Raw genomic sequence first — 11,976 nt, forward strand, 5'->3', positions numbered from 1 at the left:
AATTGCGATGATGCGGAGCGATGATCGGCGCGACGGAAATCAAAGGATCGGGCGTCGCTATCGAACGGATCGAGGCGCGAGGCTCGATCCGTCGGCGCCTTCATCGGAGGTCGGCGCGAGGCCTTCATCGATATCTCGGAGGTGCAATTTGCCGCATCTCACTCTTGCGGCAGCCGCCGAAAAGAGAGCTTGAACGTCGCGCCTCCGCCTTCGGTGTCGCCGACGATGATTTGGCCGCCGAGGCGCGTCATCAGCTCTCTCGCGATCGTCAGGCCGAGACCCGTTCCCGGCGGCGCCTCGCTCTTGCGCCAGAACGGCTCGAAAATGAGCTCGCGATCCGCTTCCGCGATTCCTTCGCCATGGTCGATGACTTCGACCATGGCGTCGGCGCCGACGCGGACGATCACAGATCCGCCTTCGGGCTCAGCGCGTAGCGCGTTGTCGACGAGATTGGAGAGAACGGACTCGAGGGCCGCGCGATTTCCGCGGACAAAGACAGCGGAATTGGGAGCATCGAATTCGATTTGGCGACCATTCTGAACAGCGAGCAGCAGCGCATCGGCGGCGACGCGCCGGCTCGAGGCCACGAGATCGACCTCTTCTGCCGAGCGGGCAGGGCTATCCGACAGGCGGGTCGTCGCCAGCAATTGCTCGACGATATTGCGAATGCGATGCGCGTCGCCTTGCAGATCGAGGAGAAAGCTCGGCTGCTTCGGAGCGTCGAGGCGCGCGGTCAAAATCGCGACAGGGGTGCGCAATTCATGAGCGGCGTTGGCGGTGAAACGGCGCAGCCGCGCGGCTCCCGCGTCGAGGCGCTCCAGCGCCTGATTGAAGGCGACGACCAGCGGCCGGACTTCCGCGGGCGTCGTTGCGTCGGGAAGACGTTGTTCGAGCGTGTCCATGTCGATCCGCGCGGCCTCGGCGGCGATGTCGCGCAGCGGGGCGAGCCCGCGGCGCACGGCGAACCAGCTCGTGAAAATGGAAAAGAGAATGGCGGGGCCGAAATAGGCGCTCATCCATTTGGCGTCGTAGAACATCGAGACAAATATATCCGGCCAACGAAATGTGAAGCCGTGGACGCCGATCGACACGGGGCCGTAGGGCGTCTCTCGCGATTGGAGATAACCGGTCGGTCGGCCGTGCTGATGCGGGTCCAGCGAGAAATGAACCCAGCTCGGATGAAGAGCGCGGAGGCTCGTCAAAGCCGTCACGAGCTCGGGCGAGGAACCTGGGGCGGGCCGCATCTCTATCGGCTCGAACACCGCATATTTCAACTTTGGGTTGTGCGCCAATTCGGCGAGTAGCGCCTGTGTGGGCTCGACTCGTAGCGCCCCATCTGCGCCGCGTTCGATAGACGCCATGATCAGCTCGCGTGTGCGTGGATAGGCGATCTCATCGAGCGAGGTCGCAAAATCCTCCAGCCCGAAGAGGCCGAGAACGAGCGCGCAGATCCAGCCCCCGCCGACCGCGACGAGCTGCGCGGCCAAGAGATAGGCGGCCGCCCGCAACGCCAGCGAAGGGCCTCTGCTCATCGCGCCGATTCCGTCAGCATATAGCCGATGCCGCGCGCGAGATGAATCGTGACGCCGGCGCCGAAGGATTCGAGCCGCTTGCGCAATCGCCAGACGAGAGTGTCGAGCGTATGCGGCTGGATTTCGGCATCGAGGCCGTAAACCTCGTCCAACAACGCTTCACGCGCTATGACACGATCGGCGCGCCGCATCAGCGCTTCGAGCAGCGCGAGCTCGCGCCGATGCAAGCCGACGGGTCGGCCGGCGATCGTCACCTCGCGACTGGCGAGGTCCAGGGCGAGATTGGCGACGGCGAGCGAAGGCTGCGGCTCGGCTCCAGGACGCCTCAGGCAGGCCCGGATCCGAGCCATCAGCTCCGGGCCGCGGAACGGCTTGGCGAGATAGTCGTCCGCGCCCGCGTCCAGCCCGCAAATCGTGTCGTCCAGCGAGTCCAGCGCCGTCAACATTATGATCCGCACGCCGGGCCGCAGCCTGCGCAAATCGGCGACGATCGACAGACCGTCGCCGTCGGGCAGGCGCCGGTCGAGCAGAATGAGACCATAATTGGCCCTCGCCGCGGCTTCGATCGTCTCCTCGAGCGAGCCGCTGCGATCGACGATGAATTGGGCTTCCGCGACGAGCGAGGCGACCAGTCGCCCCATCTCCGGCTCGTCCTCGACGAGGAGAATACGCATGATCTCACCCTTCCCCTGGGGAAAATACTCTCCTAGAGCGCTCTCCGATCGTTCGATCGATCAGAATTCGCTCCCGAATAGAGAATCTCGAATGTGATCCGAGCCGATTGGATCGGGTCACGCTCTAGTTCGCGGCCGGGCTGGACGTCGAGGCCGCAGCAACTTTGATCTGAACGAAAACTTTACGATAAATCAATGGCTGGCTCCGTCGATCGAAACGCGGTCTGTTGCTCGGAGGATACAGTGAGCCGATATTCGGCGCGCCGCGCCGGATGTGAGACTAAGGGGAGGATTTATCCGTATTTTGCCGGGGTTGATCGGCGTCGAGTCGGCGGGCGGCGACAAATGGAGATGCGGAGGCTTCGCGCCATGACGGCGGCTGGAACCCGGCTGGAAGGATTGGCGCAGAGGCTCCATCGGCTCTTTATGAGCCTGGCGGCGCTCTCGTTCGTCCTCCAGAGCCTCGCCGCAATCGGCGGCGTGTCGCCGCATTCGATGTCGCACGAGCTCGGCGCATCGCCGCCCTCTATCGATTGCGTCGCGCAAAAATCGAATCCTCATTCGCACATCCCCGTTCGGGCCGAGGAGCCGGCCTGCTGTCTGCTCTTCGGCGCCTGCGACTGCGACGCAGCGCGGCTGGCGTTCGACCTCGACAGCGCCATTCTCGCCGAATTGCCGGGTTTCGGCGCGATGGGCCGCGGCCCTAGACCCATGGTCGACAAGCGCGGCGGCCGCCCGACCGGCTGGGCGAGCTCTTGGTCGCCACGCGCGCCGCCCCTGTTCTCCTGAAGTTCGATCGGCGCGGCAGCTCCGCGTCTTCGTTCCTTTCGGCTTTCGCGCGGCCAATGTCGTCGCGCCAGGAGAAATTCAGCTATGATCGACTCGACCCTCTTGCGGGGCGTCTCCGCCTTGGTTCTTCTGCTTCCCTCTATCGCCGCCCGCGCGCAGGAGGCGCTCCCGACAATCGATGTCGCTGGGGAAGCCAAGCCGTCTGCCGTCCGCGGCGCCTTTGGACCCGCGGCGAAGGAGACCGGCTACGCTCGGTCTTCCGCCGTCAGCGCCACCAAGACCGATGCGCTTCTGCTCGACACGCCGGTGTCGGTGCAGATCATCCCGCATGAGGTGATCGTCGACGAGCAGGCCCTGAGCACGATGGAGGCCGTCAAGAATGTCAGCGGCGTGCAATCGTCGCCCGGCACTTATTATGACAGCTATCTCATTCGCGGCTTCCGCATGTCCGCGGCTTGGCGCAATGGTCTGAAGCTCCAGAGCCTCATCGGCGGGGAGGAGATCGCTTTCACCGATCGGGTCGAAATCGTCAAAGGGCCGGCTTCCGTGCTCTATGGGCGCCTCGAGCCCGGCGGCTTCGTCAATGTGGTGACCAAGCGTCCCCAGGAGGAGTTCCGGGCGGAGGCGGAGACGAGGTTCGGCAGCTGGGGCTTGTCGCGCACCACGCTAGATATAACCGGCCCCGCGAATGACGAAAAAACTCTGCTCTACCGCGTCATGGGCGCATATGATCACGGCGACTCTTTCACCGATTTCGAGCACCATGACAATGGCGCGGTGGCGCTCTTTCTGACGTTCAGGCCGACTCAGAACTTCGAGTTCAACACTCAGGTCGAGCATTATCAGAAGAAGCAGTCGCAGCCGGACGGGCTCGGCAAAGTTCCCGTCAACACGCTTTTCGACGACAATGGTCGGCCCGTGGTCATTCCGGGCTTCAACGATCGTCCGCTGAATCTGTCGAGGCGCTTCTCGATCGGCGATCCGGCCCTGTGGAGCGACTTTCCCTATGTCGTGCACCGAACCGTCGTCGGTTACGACTGGACCTTCAAATTCGACGATAAATGGAAGATCACCAATCGCTTCCATTTTGTCACGAATGACGAAAATCAGACCGGCTTCTTCGCCTATGGCGGGTTCGACGGCGTAAATGTCGCGAGGACTTTCAGCAATTACCAGTATCAGCGACGCATCGTCGCGACCAATCTCGATTTGACTGGCGAAATACTGACGGGGCCGATCAAGCACAAAACCTTGATCGGAGTCGACTGGTATTCCTATCAGGACGACTCGTTCGGCATCGACGCCGCCGGCACGCCGACGTTGCCGCTCAACGTCTATGCGCCGACCTATGGCAATTTGAACGGCTATTTGCATTATCTCGCCGATACGGGACGAGGAAATGCGTTGTTCCGATCCCGCGAGCGAGACTTCGGCGTCTATGCTCAGGACCAGATTTCTTTTTGGGACGATCGCATTCACGTCCTGCTCGGCGGCCGTTGGGACAAATCCGAGGTCAATTATTCGAGCGTCTATGGAGAGGCGGACGCGCCCTGCTTTCCCGCTTGCACCGCCTATCCGCTGGATCATCGTCCCGATAAGCCGAAACTCTCACCTCGCGTCGGCGTCTTGTTCAAGCTCGCGGACGACACATCGATATTCGGCAGCTATGTCCGGTCGTTCGGCACGAATAATGGCGTGTCGAGCGGCGGAACCATATACCCGCCAGAAGAAGCCCTGCAATGGGAGGCGGGGATCAAGAAGATCTGGCTCGATGGGAGGGTGACGACGAGCGTCTCCTTGTTCGATATCACCAAGAAAAACGTTCTGGAGCCGGATCCCGTCAACCCCAGCTTCAGCCGCGCCGCAGGCACTGTCGCCAGTCGAGGAATCGAGGTCGACGTGGCTGGAAATCTGACCGAGAATCTGAGCGTGATCGCCAGCTATACGTTCGATTCCGCGAAGATCGTCGACGATCTCGGCAATGGCAACGCCGGCAAGCGCTTCAACAGCGTCGCGCCGCATGTCGGAAATATCTGGGCGAAATGGGATACGGCGCCGGGCGTGCAGGAGGGTTGGGAGTTCGGAGGCGGCGTCTACGCCACGGACGATCGCTGGGGCACGGACGCCAACACATGGAAGCTCCCAGGCTATGTCAAGCTGGATGCGATGGGCGCCTATCGCACCGTGATCGAAGGGCATAAGATCAAGTTTCAATTGAACATCAAGAATCTGACCGACCGACGGTATTTCGAATATAGTGATCGCGTTCAATCCGCCTATTACGCCGCGCCGCGCACCTTTATCGGATCAGTGAATTTTCAGTGGTGACGAGCGGCGTTCGGCTCTGGAGAGGAGGGAGGCCTTGCGTGGCTTTTTCGTCTTTCTGCATCGCTGGGCCGGACTCGCGATGGCGGCGTTTCTCGTCGTCGTCGGCCTGACCGGCAGCCTGCTCGCCTTCAATACGGAGCTGGAGCGCGTTTTCGCGCCCCGGCTCTTCGCCACGCCGAGAGCCGATGCGGCGCCGCTCGATCTCGCGGCTCTGGCGTCTCGGGCCGAGGCGCAGGTCCCTCGAGGCCGTGTGACCTCCGTGACCTACGCCGAGCCCGATCAGGTCTCGATTTCCTTCGCGCCGCGGCAGAATTCTCGGACGCAGGCGCCGTATGATCTCGGCTTCACGGAATTCTTCGTGGATCCATGGACCGGCGCGGAACTCGGCCGACGTAGGCGCGCCGATCTCTCCGAAGGCCTCGTCAATCTCATGCCCTTCATCTACGATCTCCACTGGCGCCTCATGCTCGGCGGCGTCGGACAGCTGATATTGGGGATCGTGGCGACGATCTGGACGATCGATTGCTTCGTGGCCTTCTTTCTGACCCTTCCGCCCACGACGAAGTCCTTTCTGCGGCGCTGGAAGCCGGCATGGCTCGTCAAGCGCAACGCCGGCTTCTACCGCCTGAACTTCGATCTCCACCGCGCGGGCGGCCTCTGGCTATGGGCGGCGCTGTTGGTCTTCGCCTGGTCGAGCGTGATGATGAATTTGCGGCCCTTCGTCTACGAGCCGGTGATGCGGACTTTGTTCGATTTCCGCTCGTCGATCGATCTCTACCTATCCTTGCCGCAACGCGCCTACCGGCCGCCGGCGCTCGACTGGCCTGCGGCGCAGGGAGCCGGCGAGCGGCTCATCGCCGAGCAGTCGGCCCTGCGCGGCTTTACTTTCGGCAATGCCTTGGCGCTCTCCTATCTGGAAGAGGCGAACGCCTATCTCTATGAGGTCCGCGGCAGCCGTGATCTCTTCGAGCGCTCGCCCAAAGGCGGGGCGACGTCGGTGATGTTCGACGGTGACGATGGCCATTTGATCGAGGCGTCGCAGCCCACTGGCGAGCATATCGGCAATACGATCGAGAGCTGGCTCTACGCGCTTCACATGGCGCGCATTTTCGGCATGCCTTACAGGCTCTTTGTCTGTGCGCTCGGCCTCGCGCTCACGGCGCTGTCGGCGACGGGCGTCTACATCTGGTGGAAAAAGCGAAGAGCCCGCCGCCTTCATGCGCAACGCGACTCGGCCAAGGCGCCGAAATCGGTTGCGCTCCGATCCTCGGAATAACGAGCCTCGCGCGCGCTACGCGAGCTGAAATCGCGAGCCGATCTCCGACGAGAACGCCTTCGACGCACTGAGTCGAACTGCGCGCGCGCTTTCTGGCGCGAGGCGATGCGCGGCGCGCTGGCGTCTTCCGCCGCGTAGCGGCTGACGCTTTCGGCGAGCCCCGCTGGGCGGAGATGAAGCCCACGCATCCGAAAAGCAATTTCTGAAATTTCGTTGGCATGTTTTGCGAGACCGATCCGTCTAACTCAGTGAACGAACCGAATGCGGTTGCGGCCTTCTGCAAGACTGCGACAGAGAGGCGCGATGTCGTCGGAGCCAATTCTGTTCGTGGAATATTTCGGCCGCGTCGTGCGCAGCTCATTGTGAGCGCTGCAGGCGAACGACAATTCGGATCGAGAGGAGCTTGCTCATGGATCGGGACGACGAGGATCGCACGACCTACACGGTCGTGATCAATCACGAAGAACAATATTCGATTTGGCCCGATTACAAGCCTGTTCCCGCCGGCTGGCGCGCCGTCGGCAAAACCGGCCCGAAAGCGGAGTGTCTCGCCTACATCAAAGAGGTGTGGACGGATATGCGTCCTTTGAGCTTGCGCCGGCAAATGGCGGAAGCTCAGTCGGAAGCGTCCTGAGCCTGTCCTGTCGCCGATCGTCGCGAGCACGGTCGCCTCGGGACGACGCGCGAATTGCGCGTGCGGACTGCGGTCGCAAAAGATCAGAGAGTAGGAGCGGGAATGTCGAAGGCCTACCGCGTCGCTGAGCTGGACCGTCTGTCGCCTGACGATTTCGCGAAATTCTACATTCGCCCCGCGCGGCCGGTGGTCGTGCGAGGCGCCTTGAAAGAATGCGCGGCCCTCTCCGACTGGACCTTCGATTATCTCCGTCGGCACGCCGGCGGCTCGAAGACGCCGCTGAAAGAATGGACCGCTTCCGGGGTCAAAATATCTCATATGCCTTTGGCCGATTATCTGGATGGTTTGGAGCTCTATGAAAGGCGCTGTGCGGCGGGCGAGCAGGTCGGAGAGAGGCCGCTCTATCTGCACGACATTCCATTGACCAGCGTGTTTCGTAACGCGAACGCTGATCTCGCGGCCTTTCCTCAAAGCTACTTTCCGTCCTGGTACGGCGCCGACTGGCCCAAATTCGCCCAGATGTTTCTCGGGCCGTCGGCCAGCCTCACGCCGCTGCATTTCGACTGTCTGCTGACTCACAATTTGTTCTTTCAAGTCTCGGGCAGGAAGCGCTTCACGCTATTTCCTCACGACGATCTGCAGCGCTGCTACCCCTACAATTGGCGCTGGTGCAAAGTGGACGTGGAAAATCCCGATCATGAGCGCTATCCGCTCTACCGCGACGCGCGAGGCGTCGAGATCGTGATCGGCCCCGGCGATCTGCTCTACATGCCGCCCGGCACGCTGCATCATGTCAGAAGCCTCGACTGCGCTTTGTCCTTCAACGTCGATTGGCACACGAAAGGCAGCGCTCTGAAAGGTTTGCTGGCGGCTATGCGCGGCATGCCTCTCCAGAATGTCTACTACAATGCGCTGATCGCTTTCGGCATGTGGGCAGGCGTCCCGTCGAAGCGCGTCATGCCCTTTTACAAATCCTATCTCAGCTACGTGTCGTGACCGATCGGCGCTGCGCGCCACGATCGGGAAAGTGCAAAGGAAACGACGAAAAATGTCGATCGTTCTCGATGGCGTCCGAAAGGCCAAGCTTCCTCTCGCGGCCCGAAATCTCGTCGATCTTTTGCGTATCCGCGCCGCCGAACAGGCGACGAAGCCGGGCTATGTCTTTCTCGACGATGGCGAGAGAGAGGGCGCGCGCCTCAGCTATGCGGATCTCGATCGAAGAGCGCGGGCGATCGCGACGCATTTGACGGCGCTGGGGCCGACAGGCGCGCGCGCGCTGCTGCTCTATCCGCCGGGTCTCGACTATATCGAGGCCTTTTTCGGTTGCCTTTACGCAGGCGTTATCGCCGTCCCCGCCTATCCGCCATCCGGCCGGCATCTGCAAAGGCTGCAATCGATATTCCGCGACGCGCGACCCGCCGCGATCTTGACGACGGAGGCGCTGCGTCAACGGTTCGAGAACGAGGCCGGCGAGCAATTGGCGCGAATTCCTTGCTCTTGGACGGCGACCGATGTGATCTCCTCCGAACAGGCGGAAGCGTGGCGCGCTCATGCGCCCGAGCCAGACCAGATCGCTTTCCTGCAATACACGTCGGGCTCGACCGGCGATCCCCGCGGCGTGATGGTCACGCATGCCAATCTACTCAGCAACCAAGCGCTCATCAAAGAGAGCTTCGGCCATGACGAGCGCTCAGACCTCGTCGGATGGTTGCCGCTCTATCACGATATGGGATTGATCGGGAACATCCTTCAGCCGCTCTATATCGGCGCCACCGCCTATCTGATGTCCCCCATGGCGTTCCTCGAAAAGCCGCTGCGCTGGCTGAAGGCGATCTCCACTTATCGGGCGCATACGAGCGGCGGTCCGAATTTCGCCTTCGATCTCTGTGTGCGCAAAATAAAGGAGGAGGAGAAGCGCGACCTCGATTTGAGCCATTGGCGCATCGCCTTCAGCGGCGCTGAGCCGGTGCGCGCGTCGACGCTCGATCGCTTCGCTCGGGGTTTCGCCATTTCCGGCTTTCGGCGTGACAGCTTCTATCCCTGTTACGGCCTCGCGGAGGCGACGCTAGTCGTGACGGCGCCGACGCGCGACCGGCCGCTTCCCATCGTCGAGGTGGATCGGCAAGCATTGGAGGCGCGTCGCGTCGCTCCGTCGCAAGGCGCCAAATCCACGGCCGTCGTCGGCTGTGGCCACGGCTGGCCGGGATATGACGTTCAGATCGTCGACCCCGAATCGACGAGCATCTGCGCCCCTGGCGAAATCGGCGAAATATGGGTCGCGGGGCCGGGCGTCGCGCTGGGCTATTGGAACAGGCCGGACGATACGGCGCGCGTCTTCGGCGCGACGGTCGCCGAAGGGGATGGGCGCGCCTATCTGCGGACGGGCGATCTCGGCTTCCTGGAGCAGGGAGAGATTTTCGTCGCCGGCCGTCTCAAGGATCTCATCATCGTCGCCGGCCGCAATTTTCATCCGCAGGACATTGAATGTGTGATCGACGAACAGATCGAGGGGTTGCGGCGCGGCTCCACCGCGGCCTTCCCCGTGACCATCGACGATCGAGAAGCTCTCATTGTCGTGGCGGAGCCGGATCGCTCGCACCTGGGCGCATTGGAAAATAGCGGCGGCGAGGCGCTGTTTCGGAACATTCGCGCTTGCGTCGTCAATGAGATCGATGTCGAGCCGGCGGATATCGTGCTCGTGCAGCCCGGCTCGGTCCCGAAAACGTCGAGCGGCAAGCTTCGGCGGGCGGAGTGCCGGCAACGTTATCTGTCTGGAGAATTGCGGACGTTGGCGCGCGCGCATTCCGCCGCGCCGTCATCCGCCGCCGTGGCAGAGCAATCCAGCGCGGAGCGGGCCGACGCGTTCCTGCGCGAGGCGCTCTCCTATCTGGCGCCGGCGCAAAAAGCTGCGCTTCTCACACGTTTTCTCATCTCCAGAGTGGCGCGATCGCTTGGGGCGCCGGAAAGCGATTTCAGCCCCACGACTTTGCTTTCGCGAAGCGGGCTCTCGTCGCTGCGGGCGATCGAAGTGAAGCATTCGCTCGATTCCGCGCTCGGGATCGAAACGCCGATCGGCGTTCTGCTCTCGGATGCGAGCTTTGCGGAGGCCGCTGAAGCGCTCGCCCGGCTCGCCGACGACGACGCTTCATCCGCACGCGAGGTCGCGCTGGCGCCGGACCCGCGCGCTCTGTCGCACAGCCAGCACGCGATGTGGACGGTCCATCAGCTCGACGCAGCGAGCAACGTCTATAATCTGCATCTCGCGCTCGATATCGACGGGCCGTTGGATTTTGCCCGCTTCCATCGGGCGCTGTCGTCGGTCGTCGAGCGTCATGCTCAGCTTCGCACCGTCTATCGCTCCGGCTCGGACGGCGTCACGCAGGAAGCGCTTCCCCTCGAAGAGTTGGCAGATTGGTTGCGCCGGGAGGACGCGACGGCCTGGACGTCGGCGGAGCTGGAGGGCGCGCTGTCGCAGGAAGCGCGGCGTCCGTTCGATCTCGACGCGCAAGCTCCGTTTCGGATCGTCGTCTACAGCCGAGGCGATGGCGGCTCGACCCTCTTATTCGTCGCACATCATATCGCTGTCGATTTGTGGTCATTGCTGCTTCTGGTCTCGCAGCTCGACGCGGCCTATCTCGCGCCGGAGGCGGGAGACGGCTTTGCGCCGCCCGCGAGCGGGGACTACGCCGAATTCACGCGTCGTGAAGCAAATTATCTCGCTTCCCCTGCCGCGGAGCGGGATTGGAGCTATTGGAGCGATCAGCTTCGCGGCCCACTGCCTGCGCTCGAATTGCCGACGGATTTTCCGCGCCCGTCCGTTCCCGACTATGCGGGAGGATCGGCGCCGCTGCGGCTCGACCACGAGACGACCCATAGGCTGAAAGAGCTGGCCAAGCGCGAGGGCGTAAGTCTTTTTTCGCTGCTGCTGGCCGGCTATTTCGCGCTTCTTCAACGCGTGACCGGGCAGTCCGATCTGGTCGTCGGAGCGCCCACGAGCGGCCGCTTGGGTTTGGAGACGATCGGTCTCGTCGGAAATTGCGTCAATCCTGTCGCGCTGCGGGTGCGGGCGCTGCCGCAAGACAGCTTCGAAGGTCTGTTGCGCGCGACACACGCAACGGTGCGAGGCGCGCTCGAGCATCAGCAATTCCCATTTCCGCTGATTGTCGACCGCCTTCAGCCCGAACGCCATGAGAACCAATGGCCGATCTACCAGAGCTGGTTTGTTCTGCAACAGGCGCAATCGGAGGCGCCGGCGGAATTCGCCGCTCTCGCGCTCGGTGAGGATGGCCCTTCGTTTTCTTACTGTGGGCGCACAGCGAGATCGTCGAGCCTGCGTGAGCGCGTGGAGATGTTCGACCTCGCGGTGATGGCGGCCGAGGTCGATGAGGAGCTGCTGCTGTCGTTTCAGTTCAAGACGCAGCTATTCGCCGCCGCCACAATCGAGCGCCTGGCGCGCCGCTACCGAGCGCTGCTCGACGGCATTCTGGACAATCCGCAGGCGCGCATCGGCGATCTTCCCATTTTGGAAGAGGCCGAGCGCGGCGAGCTGATATTCGATTGGAACGACACCTCGGCGGAATTTCCGCGCGACTTGTGCGTTCACGAGCTTTTCGAGGCGCAGGCGCAGCGCAGGCCCGACGCTGTGGCGGCGATCTTCGGCGACGACACTCTCACCTATGGCGAATTGAACGCGCGGGCGAACCGGCTGGCGCGCCATCTCGTCGGGCTCGGCGTCGGGCCGGA

Annotated in this window: 8 protein-coding genes; 6 read left to right on the plus strand and 2 right to left on the minus strand. The window is 62.7% G+C overall.

Annotation, left to right across the window (positions count from 1 at the left end):
* Positions 1 to 158 precede the first annotated feature (158 nt).
* Entirely contained in the window at positions 159 to 1,532 is a 1,374-nt protein-coding gene (locus A1351_RS03935; protein WP_064032285.1) for a HAMP domain-containing sensor histidine kinase, read from the minus strand.
* The gene (locus A1351_RS03940) at positions 1,529 to 2,206 is read right to left on the minus strand and encodes a response regulator transcription factor (RefSeq protein ID WP_024881753.1); all 678 of its coding nucleotides are present in this window, start codon (positions 2,204 to 2,206) and stop codon (positions 1,529 to 1,531) included. The genes A1351_RS03935 and A1351_RS03940 overlap by 4 nt, the downstream gene beginning before the upstream one ends.
* Positions 2,207 to 2,575: 369 nt before the next feature.
* On the opposite strand from A1351_RS03940, the gene A1351_RS03945 reads away from it, so the two are divergent.
* From A1351_RS03945 to A1351_RS03970, 6 genes are all read left to right on the plus strand, one after another.
* Positions 2,576 to 2,995, plus strand: a complete 420-nt coding sequence (locus A1351_RS03945) for a hypothetical protein (protein WP_157096080.1) — start codon at positions 2,576 to 2,578, stop codon at positions 2,993 to 2,995.
* Positions 2,996 to 3,079: 84 nt separating this feature from the next.
* Positions 3,080 to 5,323 carry a TonB-dependent siderophore receptor gene (locus tag A1351_RS03950; RefSeq protein ID WP_064032287.1) on the plus strand — a complete coding sequence of 748 codons (2,244 nt, stop codon included), beginning with the start codon at positions 3,080 to 3,082 and terminating at the stop codon, positions 5,321 to 5,323.
* Between the two features lie 34 nt (positions 5,324 to 5,357).
* Positions 5,358 to 6,599 carry a PepSY domain-containing protein gene (locus tag A1351_RS03955; RefSeq protein WP_024881756.1) on the plus strand — a complete coding sequence of 414 codons (1,242 nt, stop codon included), beginning with the start codon at positions 5,358 to 5,360 and terminating at the stop codon, positions 6,597 to 6,599.
* Positions 6,600 to 7,008: 409 nt separating this feature from the next.
* The gene (locus A1351_RS03960) at positions 7,009 to 7,233 is read left to right on the plus strand and encodes an MbtH family protein (RefSeq protein ID WP_024881757.1); all 225 of its coding nucleotides are present in this window, start codon (positions 7,009 to 7,011) and stop codon (positions 7,231 to 7,233) included.
* Positions 7,234 to 7,335: 102 nt separating this feature from the next.
* Positions 7,336 to 8,229 carry a cupin-like domain-containing protein gene (locus tag A1351_RS03965; protein ID WP_024881758.1) on the plus strand — a complete coding sequence of 298 codons (894 nt, stop codon included), beginning with the start codon at positions 7,336 to 7,338 and terminating at the stop codon, positions 8,227 to 8,229.
* 52 nt (positions 8,230 to 8,281) lie between these two features.
* Positions 8,282 to 11,976, plus strand: a 3,695-nt coding sequence (locus A1351_RS03970) for a condensation domain-containing protein (RefSeq protein WP_157096081.1), incomplete at its 3' end; no start/stop codon positions are given.

Source organism: Methylosinus sp. R-45379, from assembly GCF_001644125.1.
In the GTDB taxonomy this organism is placed as follows: Bacteria; Pseudomonadota; Alphaproteobacteria; order Rhizobiales; family Beijerinckiaceae; genus Methylosinus.